This is a genomic window from Burkholderia sp. PU8-34 (assembly GCF_053427725.1).
In genome coordinates, this window is sequence record NZ_JBSAXC010000003.1 from 179,158 (window position 1) to 200,418 (window position 21,261).

The following is a 21,261-nucleotide window of genomic DNA, read 5'->3' on the forward strand; positions in this document are numbered from 1 at the left end:
ACGCTCGGTCGTTTGCTCGGCTCGATTTTTGAGCATTTTGTGCAGGTTTTCCGCGTGACGTACCCGGTTTGCGCGGCCTGATCCGCCTACCGGGCAAATCCGTCACGTCCGCGTGCTGCGTCCCAGCCGTTCTCCTCGTCGTCCGTCCACAGCCACAAGCCGCGTGACCGAACGGCAATGCGGCCTGCCCAGCGCGCCCGTGCGGCCTCTTCTCCAGTTCAGAACGACAATGGCACTCATCGTACATAAATACGGCGGCACTTCGATGGGCTCGGTCGAGCGCATCAAGAACGTCGCGAAACGCGTCGCAAAATGGCATCAGGCCGGGCACCAGCTGGTGGTCGTGCCGTCCGCGATGTCCGGCGAAACCAACCGTCTGCTCGGTCTCGCGAAAGAGATTTCGAGCCAGCCGAGCCCGCGTGAGCTCGACATGATCGCGTCGACCGGCGAGCAGGTCAGCGTCGGCCTGCTGTCGATCGCGCTGCAGGAAATCGGCGTCGAGGCCGTGAGCTATGCCGGCTGGCAAGTGCCGATCAAGACCGACAGCGCGTTCACGAAAGCGCGCATCCACTCGATCGACGACGAGCGCGTGAAGGCGGATCTGAACGCCGGCAAGGTCGTGATCATCACGGGCTTCCAGGGCGTTGATCCGGACGGCCACATCACGACGCTCGGCCGCGGCGGCTCGGACACGTCGGCGGTGGCGGTCGCAGCGGCGCTCGGCGCCGAAGAGTGCCTGATCTACACGGACGTCGATGGCGTCTACACGACCGATCCGCGCGTCGTCGAAGAGGCGCGCCGCCTCGATCGCGTGACGTTCGAGGAAATGCTGGAAATGGCGAGCCTCGGCTCGAAGGTCCTGCAGATCCGCTCGGTCGAATTCGCCGGCAAATTCCAGGTGAAGACGCGTGTGCTGTCGAGCCTGACCGATCCGCTGATTGCGCTCGACGAAGAAATGCGCTCGGGCACCCTGATTACTTTTGAAGAAGACGAGACCATGGAAAAGGCAGTCATTTCCGGCATCGCGTTCCAGCGCGACGAAGCACGCATTGCGGTGATGGGCGTGCCCGACAAGCCGGGCATCGCATATCAGATCCTTGGCCCGGTCGCCGACGCGAACATCGACGTCGACATGATCATCCAGAACCAGAGCGTGCAGGGCAAGACGGACTTCACGTTCACGGTCGGCCGTGGCGACTACCAGAAGGCGATGGACATCCTGACCAACCAGGTAAAGGGTCACGTGAGCGCCGAGCAGGTGCAGGGCGACCCGAAGGTGTCGAAGGTGTCGGTCGTCGGCGTCGGCATGCGTTCGCACGTCGGTGTCGCGAGCAAGATGTTCCGCACGCTGTCGGAAGAGGGCATCAACATCCAGATGATCTCGACGTCCGAAATCAAGATTTCGGTGCTGATCGACGAGAAATACATGGAGCTGGCCGTCCGCGCGCTGCACAAGGCATTCGAACTCGACCAGGCATGACGAAATTTTCGTGATGCGTTGAAGAAAATGCATCACGGAAATTGACGCGCGGTTCGAAACCCTATATTATTTCGTTCTCGTCGCACTGCCTCCCTGGTGCGAGCGAAAGTTTGGGAGACGTGGCCGAGAGGTCGAAGGCACTCCCCTGCTAAGGGAGCATCTGGGCCAAAACCTGGATCGAGGGTTCGAATCCCTCCGTCTCCGCCAGAAGTGGCGGAACAAGCCCCGCAAGTTCTCGGACTTGCGGGGCTTTTCTTTTTCCGGTCCGTCATTTCTGTCAGTTGGGCCTTTGCGGCCGCGTGTCGGGCCTCGGCGGCGCGTTCGCGATGTCGGCTGCGACGTCGCTGTCTCTGTCGCTGTCGCCGTCGTCGTTGCGCCGCATGTCGTCCTCATAGGCGACCAGGCTGCGCTGCGGATTCGCGATCCGGATGCCGCGCTCGCGGAACGTATCGGCGATCCGCCGGTTGAATTCGCGCTGCACGCCCCAGCGCGTCGTGTCCGTGCACTGCATCTGCCCGCTCAGCGCGATCGTCGCGCCGTCGACCTGGTCGACGCCCCAGTAGCTGAAATCCGACAGGATGCCGTCGCGGTACTTCGGATCCTCGCGCAACGCGGCGCCGATTTCCTTCAGCGTCGCGACCGCGCGATCGATGTCTCCGCCATACGCGATGCTGACCTTGACGGCCGCGTTGCCGAGCCCGCGATTCGTGTTGTTGACGGTCGTCACCGAACTGAACGGCACGGTGTGCAGCGAGCCGTCGCCGGCGCGCAGCCGCACCGTGCGGATCGACAGGTACTCGACTGTACCTGACACGCCGGCAAGCGTGACCCAGTCGCCGACCTGCATCGCGTTCTCCATCAGCAGGAAGATGCCGGTGATGAAGTCCTGCACGAGCTTTTGCGAGCCGAAGCCGAGCGCGACGCCGAAGATGCTGGCACCCGCGAGAAGCGGCCCGACGTTCACGCCGAGCTCGCTCAGACCCGTCATCACGACGACCAGCGCAATCAGCACGAACAGCAGCGAGCGGATCATCGGCAGCAGCGTGCGCAGCCGCGCCGCGCGCATCAGGCTGCCGTCGCGGGTCCATTGCTGCAGGCGGCGTTCGATCGCGATGTTCGCCGCTTCCCAGGCGACGAGTGCGATGACGGCGGCGATCGCGATCGTTGCGAGCGCCGACGCGAGACGGTGACCGACCGTGCCGGACTCGAACGCGTGGAACACCGGGACGCCCCAGATCTGCAACAGCAGCACGATCGTCACGAGGCCGAGGATGGCCGACACCGCTTGCCGCAGCAGCGGGTAGTAGCGGTACGCGTGGCGATGGACGAGCGTGCTGTCGTCGTCGCGCTGGAACAGGCGCGCGAGCGCGCCGAACACGAAGATCGACACGATCCGCATGCCGATCATCGCGGCGATCGAGCGTCCGCCGAGCGTGACCAGCACGCGGTAGCCGTGGTGGACGTCGAGCGCCCACACGAACCACAGCGCCATCACGACGAATATCGCCGCGGGCGCCCACGCGTCCGCGAGTGCATTGCCGGCGACCGCGAGCGACGGCCGGCCCGCACAGCGCGCGCGGATCCGCGCGGCGACAGGGCGGCTGCACTGGAGGATCAGCAGCGACATCATCAGATGGCCGACTAGCGCGACAGTCTTCAGCAGCGCGACATGGCCCGCTTCGCTGAGGCCGAAGTTCGCTGCGATCTCGACAGCGGCCGTGCTGCCGCCGACGGCCAGCACGATCCGGTGGATCGAGCGCTGCGCGAAGCCTGCCCACCGGTCGCTGATATGCAGCAGGCGCAATTGCGGCGCATCGGGCTGGAAGAACAGCCGGCTGACGATCGCGATCAGGCGGCAGATCACGTAAATGTCGATCAGCGATTCGAGCGCGGTCTCGGCTGGCGTGCCGCTGGCGGCGAGCAGCGACGTGGTCAGGCTCGCGGCGCCGACGAAGACGAGCAACGGCGCCGCACGCAGCAGCAGGCTGACGCTTGCGCGCGGCATCCGGTACAGCAGCGTGCGATGAAGCCGCGCATGGCCGCGTCCCCGCAACGACGCCGGCACCCATTCGGGGGAATCCTGTGGCGGCGACGTGTCGGCCTCGTCCGGATCGTCGTCGGACGCTTGCGGCCCCGATGCGGCGCGTCCGGCGCGACGCGCGGCCAGTGCGGTCAGCGTGCGTCGCAGCAGCCGCGTCGTGAGCCACTCGACGACGAACGCGGGCAGCAGCACGGCGACGATGATCGACAGCGCATGCACGAGAGCGGCGCGTTCGTCGGCGCGGACCAGCACGTTGCGCCACCAGTTGACGACCGAGCCGACGTCGAGCAGCGAATGCAGCGACTCGCTCAGCGCGCTGCCGATTTCCGTTGCCCAGCGCGAACCCTGACGGACGAGCATCGACGCGAGACCGTTCGACGTCAGCGCGGCCGGCGTCGCGGCCGTCGATGCGGCGCTTGCCGGCGCCGCCGCATTCGTCGGTATCGTCGGCGTGCTCAATGCGCCGGCGGCGGCGATCGCGCGCAACGTCGTTTCGACCTGTGCGCGCTCGTGCGGATTCTCGAGCACCGTGAGCGCCTGTTGCGCCTGCTGCGGCGTCAGCGCAGGCACGGTGCCGGTGGTGGCCGACGCGCCGGCCGGAGCGGGTGGCGCCGCGTGGGCGGCGATGACGACGATGGCGAGCAGCGAGCCGAGCAGGAGGTGTCGCATGGCTTGACATGCGGGCGCGCGCCAGGGCGGTGGCCCGTCGAGGAGTGCGGTGGATGGTTAACTTGATTGCGGCCGGCGCCGAATAGTTCCGCGCGACGCATTCGCGCGTCGAGCGCGTCTGCGCCTGATGAAAGTGCGAGGAGGGGGAGGGGCGCCGTTTGCTCGGGCGGTGCAACCGACATTGAATCGTAAGAATGATTGTAAGCAATGCTGGCCATCGCAAGCAGCGATCAGGCAAATGGTGCGCGATGCCATCGGATGGGCGTCGACGGCCGGGCGCGTCAAAAATGCGGCATTGCACCGACGAACGAGTGGGCGCACACGCGTTGATGACACAAAATTACATATAAAAATCATGCGACTGACATCGCTTCGCAAAAACATTGCATTGCTGCGCTGCAGAAAATATTCAGCCGCTTTATGCTCGTTAACCCGGTGACACTTGTGCTGCGTCAAGCTTTTGCTTGATGCAGCTTTACATTCTCCCGACACCGGCGATCCACGAAATCTACCTGTCGATTATCTTTCGTTCCTTTCGTCGTGCCTGCCCCCGATCCAGTGCGCGACACTCTCAAGGCTTGACTGACATGCATGATTTCCCCTATCTGAGCCTGGCAATCTGGGTTCCGATCCTGTTCGGCGCGTGCCTGTTGCGTGCCGGTTCCGACCGTCATCCGCGCCGCACGCGGCTGATTGCGCTTGCAGGCGCGATTGCGGGTTTCGCGGCCGTCGTGCCGCTCGTCGCGGGCTTCGACGCGCATTCGGCCGCGCTGCAGTTCGTCGAGCACCGCGACTGGCTCGCCGCATTCAATTCGGGCTGGCGCCTCGGGATCGACGGCGCGTCGCTGTGGCTCGTCGTACTGACCGCCTTCACCACGCTCGTGATCGTGATCGCATCGTGGGAGTCGGTCACGGTGCGCACCGCGCAATATCTCGCGTCGTTCCTGATCCTGTCGGGACTGATGGTCGGCGTGTTCGCGGCGCAGGACGGCCTGCTGTTCTTCATCTTCTTCGAGGCGACGCTGATTCCGCTGTACCTGCTGATCGGCACGTGGGGCCGTGAAAACCGCGTGTACGCGGCGGTGAAGTTCTTCTTCATCTCGTTCGCGGGTTCGCTGCTGCTGCTGATGGCGATGCTGTACCTGTACGCGAAGTCGCACACGTTCGACATGAGCGTGTGGCGCACGCTGCAGCTCGGCTTCGCGCCGCAGCTGCTGGTGTTCCTCGGCTTCTTTGCGGCATTCGCGGTCAAGGTGCCGATGTGGCCGGTGCATACGTGGCTGCGCGACGTCTACTCGGACGGCCCGACGGGCGCCGCGCTGATGCTCGGCATGCTGAAGCTCGGCGGCTACGGTTTCCTGCGATTCGCGCTGCCGATCACGCCGGATGCGAGCCATTTCTTCGCGCCGGCGGTGATCGCGCTGTCGCTGTTTGCGATCGTCTACGCGAGCCTGCTCGCGCTCGCGCAGACCGATCTCGCGAAGCTGCTTGCATATTCGACGGTCGCGCACATGGGGATCGTCACGCTCGGCCTGTTCCTGTTCAACCGGATCGGCGTCGAGGGCGCGATCGTGCAGCTCGTGTCGTACGGCTTCGTCGCCGGCGCGATGCTGCTCTGCGTGAGCGTGCTGGCCGACAGAACGAAAACCCGTGCGATCGCCGAGTACGGCGGTGTCGCGAGCGTGATGCCGCGTTTCGCGACGTTCGCGCTGCTGTTTGCGATGGCGAACATCGGGCTGCCGGGCACGTCGGGTTTCGTCGGCGAGTTCATGGTCATCATGGGCGCGATCCGCGTCAACTTCTGGATCGGCGCGCTGGCCGCGCTGACGCTGATCTTGAGCGCGTCGTACACGCTGTGGATGCTCAAGCGCGTGGTGTTCGGCAAGATCGCGAACCCGCGCATCGCGCAGCTTGCCGATCTGAGCCGCCGCGAGAGCGTGATATTCGCGTCGCTCGCGTTTGTCGTGCTGATGGTCGGCCTCTATCCGAAGCCGTTCACCGACGCGATCGATCCGACGGTCGCGCGCCTGGTCGCCGAAGCCGACCAATCGAAGGTGCCGGCAGGGGACGGTGTTGCGCCCGCGCAGCCGGCCTACATGGCGTCCGCGCACGACTAAGGCGGACCGCTGCTGAGCGCGCACGATGCGCCGCACTCGGCATGCCGCGTGCGGACGGTTGCGCGCGCATCCTTTCCGGATACGCTGCCCGCTGCGGCGGGCCTGCGCGCGCATGTGCCGCGCACCCCGCGACAATCTGACTCAGGCCAGATTCTGCAATGATGATTTTCCTCATTGACTGATTTTCATACAATCCGCTCGCCGTATGATTCGGGCACTTTCGTGGATCGAAGGTGCATCGGGCGTACGCAACGGATTCAATGACGATCAGGCTGTGTGATGAAAAGAAGAGCTTCAAGGGGCTTGTCGGCGCTGCTTTCAGTGGGCGCGGCATTGAGCCTTTCAGGATGTAATTTAGACGTACTAAACCCGAAAGGAAGCATTGGCGCTGCGGAGAAATCGCTGATTGCGACCTCGACGTGGGCGATGCTGATCGTCGTCGTGCCGGTGATCCTGCTCACGCTGTACTTTGCGTGGCGCTATCGCGCATCGAACCGCAACGCGACCTATGCGCCGGAGTGGTCGCACTCGACCGCGATCGAGGTCGTGATCTGGACCGTGCCGACGCTGATCATCCTGTTCCTCGGCGTGCTCACGTGGAAGACCACGCACGAGCTCGACCCGTACAAGCCGCTCGAATCGTCGGTCAAGCCGATCGACGTCGAAGTCGTCGCGCTCGACTGGAAGTGGCTGTTCATCTATCCGGAGCTCGGCATCGCGTCGGTCAACCAGCTCGCGATTCCGGTCGGCACGCCGGTGAATTTCCGCATCACGTCCGACTCGGTGATGAACTCGTTCTTCATCCCGCAGCTCGGCGGCCAGGTTTACGCGATGGCCGGCATGCAGACGCGCCTGCACCTGATCGCCGACGAGGCGGGCGACTATGCCGGTACATCCGCGAACTTCAGCGGCCGCGGCTTCTCCGACATGAAGTTCCGCACGCTCGCCGAGCCGCGCGAGCAGTTCGACGCGTGGGTGCAGAAGGTGAAGGCATCGTCGGACCGGCTCGACATGACGGCATACGGCACGGTCGCGCAGCCGAGCGAGAAGGCGCCCGTGCGCTACTTCTCGTCGGTCGATCCGCGCCTCTTTCACAACATCATCGCGAAATACAACGATGGCCACGTCCTCGACCTGAAGGACGCCGCCTGCGGAACGAAGGGATAACGCATGTTCGGCAAACTGACACTTTCGGCGATCCCGTTCGATCAGCCCATCATCATGGGGGCGGGCGCCTTCATGGGGCTCGTCGTGCTGGGCATTCTCGCCGCGCTGACGATCACCGGCCGGTGGAAATGGCTGTGGACCGAGTGGCTGACGACAGTCGACCACAAGAGACTCGGCGTGATGTACATCATCGTCGCATTCATCATGCTGCTGCGCGGCTTCGCGGACGCGATCATGATGCGCCTGCAGCTCGCGCTCTCGTACAACGCGCCCGGTTTCCTGCCGCCGCACCACTATGACCAGATCTTCACCGCGCACGGCGTGATCATGATCTTCTTCATGGCGATGGTGTTCATGGTCGGCCTGATGAACCTGATCGTGCCGCTGCAGATCGGCGCGCGCGACGTCGCATTCCCGTTCATCAACTCGCTGAGCTTCTGGATGACGGCAGTCAGCGCGATCCTGATCAACGTGTCGCTCGTGATCGGCGAGTTCGCGCAGACGGGCTGGCTCGCGTATCCGCCGCTGTCGGAGCTGCAGTTCAGCCCGGGCGTCGGCGTCGACTATTACCTGTGGGCACTGCAGATTTCCGGCGTCGGCACGCTGCTGACGGGCGTGAACTTCTTCGTGACGATCATCAAGATGCGCGCGCCGGGCATGTCGCTGATGAAGATGCCGGTGTTCACGTGGACGGCACTGTGCACGAACGTGCTGATCATGGCGTCGTTCCCGATTCTGACCGCGACGCTCGCGCTGCTCGGCCTCGACCGGTACCTCGGCATGCACTTCTTCACGAACGATGCCGGCGGCAACGCGATGCTGTACCTGAACCTGATCTGGGCGTGGGGGCATCCGGAGGTGTACATCCTGATCCTGCCGGCGTTCGGCATCTTCTCGGAAGTGATCGCGACGTTCGCGAAGAAGCCGCTGTTCGGCTACAAGACGATGGTCTACGCGACCTGCGCGATCATGGTGCTGTCGTTCCTCGTGTGGCTGCATCACTTCTTCACGATGGGCTCGGGCGCGAACGTGAACGCGTTCTTCGGGATCATGACGATGATCATCGCGATCCCGACCGGCGTGAAGGTGTTCAACTGGCTGTTTACGATGTACCGCGGCCGGATCGAATTCACGACGCCGGTGCTGTGGACGATCGGCTTCATGGTGACGTTCACGCTCGGCGGCATGACGGGCGTGATGATGGCGATCCCCGGTGCGGACTTCGTGCTGCACAACAGCCTGTTCCTGATCGCGCACTTCCATAACGTGATCATCGGCGGCGTGCTGTTCGGCTATCTCGCGGGCTTCAACTACTGGTTCCCGAAGGCGTTCGGCTTCAAGCTGAACGAGAAGCTCGGCAAGGCGGCGTTCTGGTTCTGGCAGGTCGGCTTCTATGTCGCGTTCGTGCCGCTGTACGTGCTCGGCTTCATGGGCATGACGCGCCGCCTGAACCACTACGACAACCCGGCCTGGCATCCGTGGCTGCTGGTCGCTGCGTTCGGCGCGGTGCTGATCGCGATCGGCATCGGCTGCCAGCTGCTGCAGCTCGTCGTCAGCATCCGCAACCGCAATCTGCCGCAGTACCGCGACACGACGGGCGATCCGTGGGGCGGCCGCACGCTCGAATGGGCGACGAGCTCGCCGCCGCCGGATTACAACTTCGCGGTGATTCCGAAGGTGCGTGCGCTCGATGCGTACGCGGACATGAAGGCGCGTGGCGACGGCCGGCCGAATCCGGCAACGTTCCGCGACATCCACATGCCGTCGAACACGTGCGCGGGCCTCGTGATCGGGATCTTCAGCCTCGTGCTCGGCTTCGCGCTGGTGTGGCACATCTGGTGGCTCGCGATCGCAGGGCTGGTCGGCATCGTCGCGACGCTCGTGATCTACAGCTCGCGTGACAACGACGGCTATTACATCCCCGCGTCGACCGTGCGGCGGGCCGAAGAGAAGCAAGGCAAGACGCGCGTGGCCGCGCGCGTCGACGACGTGGAACTGGAGGCCAACTGATGTTGCAGAAAACCCTGGACGTGAACCTGCACGTGCACGATCACGCGGACGATCATCCGCCGTCGCATTCGGTGTTCGGTTTCTGGCTGTACCTGATGACCGACTGCGTGATTTTCGCGGCGCTGTTCGCGACATTCGCGGTGCTCGGCCACCAGTTCGCAGGCGGGCCGACCGCGAAGGACCTGTTCGACATTCCGGGCGTCGCGGTCGAGACGGCGGCGCTGCTGCTGTCGAGCATCACGTACGGCTTCGCGATGCTCGGCGCGCACCGCGGCAAGCGCGGCGCGACGCTCGTGTGGCTCGCGGTGACGTTCGTGCTCGGCGCGGCGTTCCTCGCGATGGAACTGCGCGAGTTCTCGCACCTGATCGCGGAAGGCGCGGGCCCGCAGCGCAGCGCGTTCCTGTCGGCGTTCTTCACGCTGGTCGGCACGCACGGGCTGCACGTGACCGCGGGTCTCGTGTGGATGATCGTGCTAGCCGCACAGATCCTCAGCCGCCACGAACTGACCGATCGCGACATCCGGCGCCTGACGTGCCTGAGCCTCTTCTGGCACTTCCTCGACATCGTGTGGATCTGCGTGTTTTCCTTTGTCTATCTCGCGAGCGTGATCTAAATGGCCCATTCGCATTCGTCTCAACTTGAAGAAGGGCACGGCAGCGTCGGCGGCTACGTCGCCGGGTTCATCCTGTCGGTCGTGCTCACGGCCGCGTCGTTCGGGCTCGTGCTGGGCGGCGTGCTGTCGCCGCACGCATCGCTCGTCGCGCTCGCGGTGCTCGCGTTCGTGCAGATCGTCGTGCATCTCGTGTACTTCCTGCACATGAACGGCTCGTCGGGGCAGCGCTGGAACGTGATGGCGTTCAGCTACACGGTGCTGACGGCGGCGATCCTGATCGTCGGCACGATGTGGGTGATGCACAACGTCAGCATGAACATGATGTCGCGCTGAGCGGCATCGCGGGACGCGTCCTGCATCGCGGACGACGAAAGAAGCGGCACGCAGGTGCCGCTTTTTTTTCGTGTTGCAGGCGCGCGAGCCGGTCGGCGCACGCGGGGGCCGCGTAGGCCGGCGGGTGGCCTCCGGCCGCGTATCATGCGGCCCCGGCGGCGCCGAATGTTACAAGACGTTAGCAGCGCGTCCGCGTTGCGATTCCGCGCATCAGTTCTTACAAAGTGGAAATATGCAGGCGCGCCGCATGCCGCTATAGTCGAATCACCCACGAAACAACCAGAAGAGGAATCCATGAAGACCTTGCGTATTGCCTCGCTCATGACCGGAGTCACAGCCTTGCTCGTGTCGGGCGCAGCAATGGCGGGTGTCAATGTCGGGATCAACGTCGGCGTGCCGGCACCGGTCTACGTCGCGCCCGCGCCGGTGTATGCGCCGCCGCCGCCGCCGGTCGTCTACCAGCCTGCGCCGGTGTATGTCGCGCCGGCGCCGGCGATCGTGATCGGCTGGCACGGCGATCGATACTGGGACGGTCGCCGCTACTGGGGCCGCGACGAGTGGTATCGCCGTCATGGCGGCTGGGACCGCGATCGCGGCGGCTGGGATCACGACCGAGGCCATTGGGATCACGATCGCGGCCACCGCGACTGGCATTGATCGTCACGCGCGTCGCGTGCCGATGAGGAAAGCCGCCCTTCGGGGCGGTTTTTTCTTGCGCGCGCCGAATGTTCGCCGGATGTTCGCCGGTTTTGCGGGGGCGTCCGGGCGGCGCGACCGCCTGCAACCCCTTTTGAATGGGTAGAATCCTCGCACATCGCCACTCTCAATCGACCGACAGGGCCTCTATGACGAAGGGTTCGCCCCGGGCCGCCGCCGCGCGCGCCCGTTCCGGCGCAGCGAGCGCCGTGCGGGCCGCCGGCCGCGTCGCGGCCGTGCTGCTCACGCAGGCCGCGTTCACCTTGTTTGCCGCGACCGCCGCGCATGCAGCCTATGCGATCGCCCAGTACGGCGAGCCGAAGTATCCGCCGGGCTTCAAGCATTTCGACTACGTGAATCCGGACGCGCCGAAGGGCGGCACGCTCGTGCTCGCGAATCCGAGCCGGCTCACGTCGTTCGACAAGTTCAACCCGTATACGATGCGCGGCAACGTCGCGCCCGGCATCGAGGTGCTGTTCGAAAGCCTGGCGACCGGCAGCTCGGACGAGCCGGCCTCCGCGTACGGGCTGCTGGCCGACGACATCGCCGTGGCGCCGGACGGCCTGTCGGCCACGTTCCACCTGAACCCGCGCGCGCGCTTTTCGAACGGCGATCCGGTGACGGCGGCGGACGTCAAGTACTCGTTCGACACGCTGAAGAGCAAGCAGGCGGCCCCGCAGTTCGGCGCGTACTTCGCCGACATCACGCGCGCGGTGATCGTCGACCCGGCGACGGTGCGCTTCGAATTCCGCCAGCACAACCGCGAGCTGCCGCTGATCGCGGGCGGCGTGCCGGTGTTCTCGCGCAAATGGGGGCTGCGCGCGGACGGCACGCGGATTCCGTTCGACCAGCTCGCGTTCGAGCAGCCAATCGGCAGCGGCCCGTACCTGATCGAGCGCTACGACAACGGCCGGACGATCACGTACCGGCGCAACCCCGCGTACTGGGGCGCCGACCTGCCGGTGCGGGTCGGCACCAACAACTTCGACCACATCGTCTACAAGCTGTATGGCGACGGCGTCGCGAGGCTCGAGGCGTTCAAGGCGGGCGAATACGACGTGCTCGTCGAATACATCGCGCGCAACTGGGCGCGGCGCGACGTCGGCAAGCGCTTCGACAGCGGCGAGCTGATCAAGCGCGAGTTCCGGCAGCACAACGGCGCGGGCATGCAGGGCTTCATGATCAATCTGCGCCGGCCGCTGTTTCGCGACGTGCGGGTGCGCCAGGCGCTCGATCTCGCGTTCGACTTCGAATGGTTGAACCGCCAGCTGTTCTACAGCGCGTACACGCGCCTCGACAGCTATTTCGCCGACACCGACCTGCAGGCGACCGGCATGCCGGGCCCGGGCGAGCTGAAGCTGCTCGAGCCGCTGCGCGCGCAGCTCGACCCGGCGGTGTTCGGCCCGATGGTCGTGCAGCCGAACACGAACCCGCCCGACTCGCTGCGCGCGAACCTGCTGAAGGCGCGCGCGCTGCTCGCGCAGGCCGGCTGGACGTATCGCGACGGCGCGCTGCGCAACGGGAAGGGCGAGCCGTTCACGTTCGAGATCCTCGACGACGCGGGCTCCGCGTTCGAGCCGGTCGTAATCGCGTACCAGCGCAACCTCGCGAAGCTCGGCATCGACGCACGCTTTCGCACTGCCGACTACGCGCTGCTGCAGAAGCGTCTCGACGCGTTCGACTACGACCTGACGACGATCCGCTATCCGGGCGTGCAGGTGCCGGGCGCCGAGCAGTTCGCCCGCTTCGGCAGCAAGTTCGCGGACGAGCAGGGCTCCGACAACGTCATCGGGCTCAAGTCGCCGGCCGTCGATACGCTGCTGCAGGCGCTCGCGGCCGCGCAGACCCGCGAACAGCTGCTCGACGCGACCCATGCGCTCGACCGCGTGCTGATGCACGGCTACTACGCGGTCCCGCAGTGGTACAGCGCGACGCACCGGATTGCGTACAAGCGCACGCTCGCGTATCCGCAGACGCTGCCGCTGTACTATTCGGCGGAGGGCTGGGTCGTGTCGACCTGGTGGGTCAAGCCGGGCGGTTGAGCGCGGCGCGCGCTTGCCGGCCGGGCCGGCCTTCGTCCAATCGTTGCCTGTTTGCCTTTCGATCGCGAGTCGACGCCTATGTGGAGCTATATCCTCAAACGCCTGCTGCTGATGATCCCGACGCTCGTCGGCGTGCTGACGCTGACGTTCGTCGTGATCCAGTTCGTGCCGGGCGGCCCCGTCGAACAGGCCGTGCAGGAATTGCGCAAGGGGGCGACCGAGCAGGGCGCGGTACCGTTCGGGATGCGCGCGCATACGGGCGTCGATCCGCAGCAGATCGCGCAGCTGAAGGCGCTGTACGGCTTCGACAAGCCGCCGCTCGAACGCTACGTGCTGATGCTGAAGCGCTTCGCGCGCTTCGATCTCGGCGACAGCTACTTCCGCCACCAGAGCGTGTGGTCGCTGATCGTGCAGAAGCTGCCGGTGTCGATCAGCATCGGGCTCTGGACCTTCTTTCTCACTTACCTGATCTCGGTGCCGCTCGGCATCGCGAAGGCGGTGCGCAACGGCTCGCCGTTCGACGTCGCGACGAGCCTCGTCGTGCTCGTCGGCTATGCGATTCCGGGCTTCGTGCTTGGCGTGCTGCTGCTCGTGCTGTTCGGCGGCGGGTCGTTCTGGCAGCTGTTTCCGCTGCGCGGGCTCACGTCGGACAACTTCGCCGGGCTGTCGACCCTCGGCAAGATCCTCGACTATCTGTGGCACATCGCGCTGCCGATCACCGCGTCGGTCGTCGGCAGCTTCGCGGTCATCACGATGCTGACGAAAAACGCGTTCCTCGACGAGATCCGCCGGCAATACGTGCTGACCGCGCGTGCAAAGGGGCTCGCCGAGCGGACCGTGCTGTGGAAGCACGTGTTCCGCAACGCGATGCTGCCGCTCATCGTCGGGTTCCCGGCCGCGTTCATCGGCGCGTTCTTCACCGGCAGCCTGCTGATCGAGACGCTGTTCTCGCTCGACGGCCTCGGGCTGCTGTCGTACGAATCGGTCGTACGGCGGGATTACCCGGTCGTGCTCGGCACGCTGTATCTGTTTACGCTGATCGGGCTTGCGACCAAGCTGATCTCCGATCTGTGCTACGTGTGGGTCGACCCGCGCATTCAATTCGAACACCTGGAGCGCTGACTTGAAACAACGCCACCACGCGCTTCGCCGGCAGCGATTCGGCGAGAACGCCCGCGGAGGGCACGCATGAGCCAGGCCGCCGTGTCGTCCCGCCTCGACGCCGCGCGCGCACGCGTGTCGCCGTCGCCCGCGCGCCGCGTGTGGCGGCGCTTCACGCAGCAGCGCCTCGGCTACTGGAGCTTCGTGATCTTCGTCGTCGCGTTCGCGGTGAGCCTCGCCGCGCCGCTGTGGTCGAACGACAAGCCGCTCGTCGTGCGCTACGACGGCCACTACTACTTCCCGATGTTCCACGCGTATCCGGAGACGACCTTCGGCGGCGACTTCCCGACGCCGGCCGACTACCTCGATCCGTATGTCCGCAAGCGCCTCGAGGCGCCCGGCAACTTCGTCGTGTATCCGCCGAACCGCTACCACTACGACACGCTGAACTACTTCTCGACCGTGCCGAACCCCGCGCCGCCGTCGCGCGAGAACTGGCTCGGCACCGACGCGCAGGGGCGCGACCTGCTCGCGCGGCTCGTCTACGGGTTCCGCGTGTCGGTCGAGTTCGGGCTGGTCCTGACGCTGATCGGCACGATCCTCGGGATCGCCGCGGGCGCAGTGCAGGGCTTCTTCGGCGGCCGCATCGACATCGTCGGGCAGCGCCTGATCGAGATCTGGAGTTCGCTGCCGGAGCTGTACCTGCTGATCATCTTCGCGTCGATCTTCGAGCCGAGCTTCCTGCTGCTGATCGTGCTGCTGTCGCTGTTCGGCTGGATCGGGCTTGCCGACTACGTGCGCGCCGAGTTCCTGCGCAACCGCACGCAGGACTATGTGCGCGCGGCGCGCGCGATGGGGCTGTCGAGCTGGCAGATCATCTGGCGCCACGTGCTGCCGAACAGCCTGACGCCGGTGATCACCTTCCTGCCGTTCCGGATGAGCGGCGCGATCCTCGCGCTCACGAGCCTCGACTTCCTCGGGCTCGGCGTGCCGCCGCCGACGCCGAGCCTCGGCGAGCTGCTCGCGCAGGGCAAGGGCAACCTCGATGCCTGGTGGATCTCGCTGTCGACATTCGGCGTGCTGGTTACGACGCTGCTGCTGCTGACCTTCATGGGCGACGCGCTGCGCAATGCGCTCGACACGCGGATGGCCGACGCCGTGCAGGCGGCGGGAGGCCAGCGATGAGCGCGCCGACGATGCCGCTGCCGGACGAGCCGCTGCTGTCGCTCGAGCGGCTGCAGGTGCGTTTCGGCGACACGGTCGCGGTCGAGGACGTGACGCTCGCGATCGGCCGCGGCGAGCGCGTGGCGCTGGTCGGCGAGTCGGGGTCGGGCAAGAGCGTGACCGCGCTGTCGATCCTGCGGCTGCTGCACGATGCGGAAGTGGGCGGCACGATCCGCTTTGCCGGCCGGGATCTCGCGGCGTGCAGCGAGCGTGAGATGCGCGGGCTGCGCGGCTCCGACATCGCGATGATCTTCCAGGAGCCGATGACGGCGCTCAACCCGCTGTATACGATCGGCTCGCAGATCGGCGAGACGATCGTGCTGCACGACGGCGTGTCGGCCGCCGAGGCGCGCAAGCGGGCGATCGCGCTGCTCGAGCGTACCGGGATCGCCGAGCCGGAGAAGCGCGTCGACAGCTATCCGCACCAGCTGTCGGGCGGCCAGCGGCAGCGCGCGATGATCGCGATGGCGCTCGCATGCCGGCCGCGCCTGTTGCTCGCTGACGAGCCGACCACGGCGCTCGACGTGACGATCCGCGCGCAGATCGTCGAGCTGCTGCTCGAGCTGCAGCGCGAGGAAGCCGAAAAGCGCGGGATGGCGATCCTGCTGATCACGCACGACCTGAACCTCGTGCGGCACTTCGCCGACCGCGTCGCGGTGATGGAGCGCGGGCGGCTCGTCGAAAGCGGGCCGGTCGAGCGGATCTTCGCGGCGCCCGAGCATCCGTATACGCAGCGGCTGCTGAACAGCCGGCCGCAGCGCGCGGTGGTGCCGGTGATGCCGATCGCGCCCGTGTTGCTCGACGCGCGCCACGTGACCGTGCAGTTCGCCCGCAAGCGGCCGGGCATCGCCGGCTGGTTCCGCTCCGCGCCGGTGACGGCGGTGGCGGACGTGTCGGTGTCGGTCCGGCAGGGCGAGACGCTCGGCGTCGTCGGCGAGTCCGGTTCCGGCAAGTCGACGCTCGCGATGGCGCTGCTCGGGCTGCAGAAGACAGCGCACGGCGAGATCGAATTCCAGGGGCGCGCGCTGGCGAGCTATCGCGGCCGCGAGCAGACTGCGCTGCGCTCGAACATGCAGGTCGTATTTCAGGATCCCTTCAGTTCGCTGTCGCCGCGCCACACGATCGAGCGGATCGTCGGCGAGGGGCTCGAGCTGCATCGTCCGGACCTGTCGGCCGACGCGCGGCGCACGAAATCGCTTGCGGTACTGCGCGAGGTCGGCCTCGACCGCACCGTGATGCACCGCTATCCGCACGAGTTCTCGGGCGGACAGCGGCAGCGCATCGCGATCGCCCGCGCGCTCGTGCTCGAGCCGAGGATCCTGATCCTCGACGAGCCCACGTCGGCGCTCGACGTATCGATCCAGCAGCAGGTGCTGAAGCTGCTCGCGAATTTGCAACAGAAATACAACCTCGGCTACGTGTTCATCAGCCACGACCTGGAGGTGATCGGCGCGATGGCGCACCGCGTCGCGGTGATGCAGGGCGGGGTGATCGTCGAGTCGGGCGACGTCGCCGACATCTTCACCAAACCGTCACATCCTTACACACAAAAGCTGTTGAAAGCGGTCTGGAAAGCGTGATAGGCGTCCAATGGTCTGACTATCTCGATTGTATTTTTTAATTTGTTTTGACAAACGATTACGCGCTGGCTACTATCGACCGAAATTTTCCGCCAATCAGCTGATTTTTAAGCACTTTCCATCGACCAATGCAGCATCGATCCCTGACCCAGGCATGCGCGCGCACCATCGCCGGGCTGTTCATCGGCGCCCTGTTCGCAGCAGCTCCCGGCGCGTTCGCCGACGAAGTCAGCAGTTTTAACCAGAATGTCACGAATTCGACTCAAATCGGGTCGACTTCCTCCGTCCAGCAGACCAGTGCCCAGCCGTCGAGCGGCGGCGCGAAGTCGTTCCTCGCCGGCATGGCGGGCAAGGCGGGCGACGTCGTCGTCGGCGCGCTGAACATGATCGGCGTGCGCTACCGCTGGGGCGGCAACTCGCCGGATTCGGGCCTCGACTGCAGCGGCTTCGTCCGCTACGTGTTCCAGGACACGCTCGGCATGTCGCTGCCGCGCCGCGCGGAAGAGATGAGCCGTGTCGGCGAGAAGGTGAGCATGAGCAACCTCAAGCCGGGCGATCTCGTGTTCTTCAACACGATGCGCCGCACGTTCTCGCACGTCGGCATCTACATCGGCGACAACAAGTTCGTGCACTCGCCGTCGACGGGCAGCACCGTTCGCGTCGACGATCTCGATAGCGGCTACTGGGAAAAGCGTTTCACCGGCGCGCGCCGGATCGAGTCGCAGTTCCCGATGAAGGCCGACGATCTGCGCCAGCGCGTGCGCGCGACGATCGGCGACGACGCGGCGAACAACGGCAGCAACTGAGCGTTCCCCGGCAGTCGGATCCCATCGAACCCTGTCGCCCGAAAGGCGACGGGGTTTTTTCTTTTGGGGCGTCGTTGACGCGCCGTCCAGGCCAGCGGCTAACGCGCGCGCCGCGGCAGGCGCGCGTGCCCAAGCCGCCGGGGCAATGCTTACGCGGTTGCCGTGCGGGCCGCCGCGAGCTTGCGCTGCAGCTCGGGCATGATGCGCGCGACGGCTTCCTCGCCGGCGAGGATCGCCGCATTGCGCTGATTGAAGTCGCTGCCGCCCATTGCGTTGAGGTTCGGGCGGATCACGATGTCGGCGTATTTCTCAAGTTCGTAGGTCTTGATCGTCTGGCCCATGATCGTGAAGGTCTGCAGCAGCATCTCGATCGGGTTGCTGGTCGCCGCGCCGTCCGGACGCGCCGAGATGTCGACCGCGATCACGAAGTTCGCGCCCATCTTGCGCGCGTACGACGCCGGCACCGGGCTCACGAGGCCGCCGTCGACGTACTCGCGGCTGCCGATCTTCACCGGTTCGAACACCGACGGCACGCTGCACGACGCGCGCACCGCGAGGCCGGTGTTGCCCTGCTGGAACAGGATCGGCTGGCCGTTCTGCAGATCGGTCGCGACGATGCCGAGCGGTTTCGCCATTTTCTCGATCGGCCGGTTGTTCAGCGACTTGTTGATGAAGTTCTGCAGCGCGACGCCCTGCAGCAGGCCGCGCGAGCGGAACGGCAGCGCCCAGTCGCTGATCGCGGCCTGGTCCATTTCGAGCGCGAGCTTGTTGAGCTGCAGCGCGTTCAAGCCGGACGCGTAGAGCGCGCCGACGACCGAGCCCGCGCTCGTGCCGGCGACGAGTTCGACGGGGATGCCGCGTGCCTCGAGTCCCTTCAGCACGCCGATGTGCGCGAAGCCACGCGCGGCGCCGCCGCCGAGCGCGATGCCGATCTTCACCGGCCTCTCGTTCGGCTGGGCCGGGGTGGTGGCATTGTCGGGGCGGCTCTTGCCGCCCATCGACGTGCAGGCGGCGAGGCTGGCGGAAGCGCACGCGATCGTGAACTGGCGGCGCGACAGGCGAGGGGACGACATCGAAGGTTCTCCAGCATCGGGCGGCGGGCGAGGGCCCGCCGCGGCGGTAGGTTCCGGGCGGCGGCGCGGCAGGTTCCGCGCGGCCGCGTACTTTATGATGTGCGCGCCGGCTGGCGGCCGCGGCGCGCACATCATAAAGCAAGCGGCGCGCTTGGCGCGATGAGCGGCGCGAGTATAATTCCGGCTTCATTCCGTTCCGGGTGTCGCCGGCCCGTTGGAGCCTCCGGGCAGCCGCCGCCGACCCCGCGTCGAATCATTCATGCGCCTCAGGCGTTCGAGTTACCGTTTATGACCCGTCCAGTCCGTACCCGCTTCGCACCGAGTCCCACCGGCTTCATCCACCTCGGCAACATCCGCTCTGCGCTCTATCCGTGGGCGTTCGCCCGCAAGATGAAGGGCACGTTCGTGCTGCGCATCGAGGATACCGACGTCGAGCGTTCGTCGCCGGAAGCGGTCGACGCGATCCTCGAGGGGATGAAGTGGCTCGACCTGGATTTCGACGAAGGTCCGTTCTACCAGATGCAGCGGATGGACCGTTATCGCGAGGTGCTCGCGAAGATGCTCGAAGAGGGCCTCGCCTACCCGTGCTACATGTCGACCGAGGAACTGGACGCGCTGCGCGAGCGCCAGCGCGAGGCAGGCCTGAAGCCGCGCTATGACGGCACGTGGCGTCCCGAGCCGGGCAAGGTGCTGCCCGAGCCGCCGGCCGGCGTGAAGCCGGTGCTGCGCTTCCGCAACCCGCTGACGGGCACCGTCGCGTGGGACGACGCGGTGAAAGGCCGTGTGGAGATCTCGAACGAGGAGCTCGACGATCTCGTGATCGCGCGTCCGGACGGCACGCCGATGTACAACTTCTGTGTCGTGGTCGACGATCTCGACATGGGGATCACGCACGTGATCCGCGGCGACGACCACGTGAACAACACGCCGCGCCAGATCAACATCCTGCGTGCGCTCGGCGGCGAGGTGCCCGTGTACGCGCACCTGCCGACCGTGCTCAACGAGCAGGGCGAGAAAATGAGCAAGCGCCACGGCGCGATGAGCGTCATGGCGTACCGCGACGCGGGCTACCTGCCGGAAGCGGTCGTGAACTACCTCGCGCGCCTCGGCTGGTCGCATGGCGACGCGGAGCTCTTCTCGCGCGAGCAGTTCGTCGAGTGGTTCGACCTGGAGCACCTCGGCAAGTCGCCGGCGCAGTACGACCACAACAAGCTGAACTGGCTGAACAACCACTACATCAAGGAAGCGGACAACGCGCGCCTTGCCGGCCTGTCGAAGCCGTTCTTCGCGGCGCTCGGCATCGACGACGCGGCGCTCGCGGGCGGTGCGGACCTCGACACGGTGATTGGCCTGATGAAGGATCGCGCGTCGACGCTGAAGGAACTCGCCGATGGCGCGGCGATGTTCTATCGCGTGCCGGCGCCGGAAGCGGACGCGCTCGCGCAGCATGTGACCGATGCGGTGCGTCCGGCGCTGGCCGAACTGGCGGCTGCGCTGAGGACGGCCGATTGGACCAAGGAGGCGATTTCGGCCGTACTGAAGGCGACGCTCGCCACGCACAAGCTGAAGATGCCGCAACTGGCGATGCCGGTGCGCCTGCTGGTCGCGGGCACGACGCACACGCCGTCGATCGATGCGGTGCTGATGCTGTTCGGTCGCGATGTCGTCGTGTCGCGCATCGAGGCTGCGCTGGCCTGAGGTTCGCGCATTTGCGAAGCCGTCGGCGGACGGCTTCGCAAGAAATTTTGCTCGAATCGCAAAAAAAGTATTTACAAGTTCAAAGACGGTCCATATAATCTCATTTCTGTTCTGCAAGGGGGTATAGCTCAGCTGGGAGAGCGCTTGCATGGCATGCAAGAGGTCAGCGGTTCGATCCCGCTTACCTCCACCAACAGAACAAATAAATCGCGTCGCGAAGCAGGATAGTAAAAAATGCTTCACAAAACGATTTAAAGCAGTTAGAATTTCGGTCTTCGCTGTTGACGAAAAATTAATAGCGAAAGCCAGACAGATCTGAAAAGATTTTGTCCCCTTCGTCTAGAGGCCTAGGACATCACCCTTTCACGGTGAGTACAGGGGTTCGAATCCCCTAGGGGACGCCAGATTCAGCGGCGTTTCGGTAGAAGTGTCGCAAAGCTTGCAGGAACGTAACCGACGTCCTGCAGGTTAGGGTGAAGAAAGCTGGAGCGGTAGTTCAGTCGGTTAGAATACCGGCCTGTCACGCCGGGGGTCGCGGGTTCGAGTCCCGTCCGCTCCGCCAGAACGAAGCCCGCTCAAGGGGTTGTTGAGCGGGCTTTTTCGTTAAAGG

At 65.5% G+C, this 21,261-nt stretch carries 15 protein-coding genes, 4 tRNA genes and 1 pseudogene; 17 read left to right on the forward strand and 3 right to left on the reverse strand.

Annotation, left to right across the window (positions count from 1 at the left end):
- Positions 1-10 precede the first annotated feature (10 nt).
- Positions 11-247: pseudogene (locus ACV22Z_RS09110) on the reverse strand (hypothetical protein); the annotation flags it as partial.
- On the opposite strand from ACV22Z_RS09110, the gene ACV22Z_RS09115 reads away from it, so the two are divergent.
- Positions 230-1,480, forward strand: coding sequence for an aspartate kinase (locus ACV22Z_RS09115; RefSeq protein ID WP_448075987.1), 1,251 nt, complete (start codon positions 230-232; stop codon positions 1,478-1,480). The pseudogene ACV22Z_RS09110 and the gene ACV22Z_RS09115 overlap by 18 nt on opposite strands.
- A gap of 113 nt (positions 1,481-1,593) precedes the next feature.
- Positions 1,594-1,687: transfer RNA gene (locus ACV22Z_RS09120), tRNA-Ser, on the forward strand.
- 70 nt (positions 1,688-1,757) lie between these two features.
- On the opposite strand, the gene ACV22Z_RS09125 is transcribed toward ACV22Z_RS09120, so the two are convergent.
- Positions 1,758-4,190, reverse strand: a complete 2,433-nt coding sequence (locus ACV22Z_RS09125; protein WP_448075988.1) for a mechanosensitive ion channel family protein — start codon at positions 4,188-4,190, stop codon at positions 1,758-1,760.
- A gap of 587 nt (positions 4,191-4,777) precedes the next feature.
- Between ACV22Z_RS09125 and ACV22Z_RS09130 the strand changes: the two genes are divergently transcribed.
- The 11 genes from ACV22Z_RS09130 (at position 4,778) to ACV22Z_RS09180 (ending at position 17,880) form a co-directional block, all read left to right on the forward strand.
- Entirely contained in the window at positions 4,778-6,307 is a 1,530-nt protein-coding gene (locus tag ACV22Z_RS09130) for a complex I subunit 4 family protein (RefSeq protein WP_448075989.1), read from the forward strand.
- A gap of 279 nt (positions 6,308-6,586) precedes the next feature.
- Positions 6,587-7,474 (forward strand): ubiquinol oxidase subunit II, encoded by an 888-nt coding sequence (gene cyoA / locus ACV22Z_RS09135; protein ID WP_448075990.1) that lies wholly within the window; start codon positions 6,587-6,589, stop codon positions 7,472-7,474.
- A 3-nt stretch (positions 7,475-7,477) separates the two neighbouring features.
- Entirely contained in the window at positions 7,478-9,484 is a 2,007-nt protein-coding gene (cyoB, locus tag ACV22Z_RS09140) for a cytochrome o ubiquinol oxidase subunit I (protein WP_448075991.1), read from the forward strand.
- Positions 9,484-10,098: a cytochrome o ubiquinol oxidase subunit III gene (gene cyoC, locus ACV22Z_RS09145; RefSeq protein ID WP_448075992.1), complete on the forward strand. Its 615-nt coding sequence runs from the start codon at positions 9,484-9,486 to the stop codon at positions 10,096-10,098. The genes cyoB and cyoC overlap by 1 nt, the downstream gene beginning before the upstream one ends.
- Positions 10,099-10,431 carry a cytochrome o ubiquinol oxidase subunit IV gene (gene cyoD, locus ACV22Z_RS09150; protein WP_448075993.1) on the forward strand — a complete coding sequence of 111 codons (333 nt, stop codon included), beginning with the start codon at positions 10,099-10,101 and terminating at the stop codon, positions 10,429-10,431.
- 294 nt (positions 10,432-10,725) lie between these two features.
- Positions 10,726-11,088, forward strand: a complete 363-nt coding sequence (locus tag ACV22Z_RS09155; RefSeq protein ID WP_448075994.1) for a hypothetical protein — start codon at positions 10,726-10,728, stop codon at positions 11,086-11,088.
- 188 nt (positions 11,089-11,276) lie between these two features.
- Positions 11,277-13,169 carry an extracellular solute-binding protein gene (locus ACV22Z_RS09160; protein WP_448075995.1) on the forward strand — a complete coding sequence of 631 codons (1,893 nt, stop codon included), beginning with the start codon at positions 11,277-11,279 and terminating at the stop codon, positions 13,167-13,169.
- Between the two features lie 78 nt (positions 13,170-13,247).
- Positions 13,248-14,291, forward strand: a complete 1,044-nt coding sequence (locus ACV22Z_RS09165; RefSeq protein WP_448075996.1) for a microcin C ABC transporter permease YejB — start codon at positions 13,248-13,250, stop codon at positions 14,289-14,291.
- Between the two features lie 66 nt (positions 14,292-14,357).
- Positions 14,358-15,455 (forward strand): ABC transporter permease, encoded by a 1,098-nt coding sequence (locus tag ACV22Z_RS09170; protein ID WP_448075997.1) that lies wholly within the window; start codon positions 14,358-14,360, stop codon positions 15,453-15,455.
- Complete coding sequence (locus tag ACV22Z_RS09175) at positions 15,452-17,074, forward strand: ABC transporter ATP-binding protein (RefSeq protein WP_448075998.1); 1,623 nt, start codon at positions 15,452-15,454, stop codon at positions 17,072-17,074. Before ACV22Z_RS09170 ends, ACV22Z_RS09175 begins: the two co-directional genes overlap by 4 nt.
- 128 nt (positions 17,075-17,202) lie before the next feature.
- Positions 17,203-17,880, forward strand: coding sequence for a C40 family peptidase (locus ACV22Z_RS09180; protein ID WP_448075999.1), 678 nt, complete (start codon positions 17,203-17,205; stop codon positions 17,878-17,880).
- Positions 17,881-18,029: 149 nt separating this feature from the next.
- Here the strand turns inward: ACV22Z_RS09180 and ACV22Z_RS09185 are convergent, their stop codons facing one another.
- Positions 18,030-18,953 carry a patatin-like phospholipase family protein gene (locus ACV22Z_RS09185; protein ID WP_448076000.1) on the reverse strand — a complete coding sequence of 308 codons (924 nt, stop codon included), beginning with the start codon at positions 18,951-18,953 and terminating at the stop codon, positions 18,030-18,032.
- Between the two features lie 288 nt (positions 18,954-19,241).
- On the opposite strand from ACV22Z_RS09185, the gene gltX reads away from it, so the two are divergent.
- The 4 genes from gltX to ACV22Z_RS09205 all read left to right on the forward strand — a co-directional run bounded on the left by gltX (position 19,242) and on the right by ACV22Z_RS09205 (position 21,213).
- The gene (gltX, locus tag ACV22Z_RS09190) at positions 19,242-20,651 is read left to right on the forward strand and encodes a glutamate--tRNA ligase (protein WP_448076001.1); all 1,410 of its coding nucleotides are present in this window, start codon (positions 19,242-19,244) and stop codon (positions 20,649-20,651) included.
- Positions 20,652-20,768: 117 nt separating this feature from the next.
- Positions 20,769-20,844: transfer RNA gene (locus ACV22Z_RS09195), tRNA-Ala, on the forward strand.
- Positions 20,845-20,979: 135 nt separating this feature from the next.
- A tRNA-Glu gene (locus ACV22Z_RS09200) sits at positions 20,980-21,055 on the forward strand.
- Between the two features lie 81 nt (positions 21,056-21,136).
- Positions 21,137-21,213, forward strand: a tRNA-Asp gene (locus tag ACV22Z_RS09205).
- The last annotated feature ends 48 nt before the right edge of the window (positions 21,214-21,261 follow it).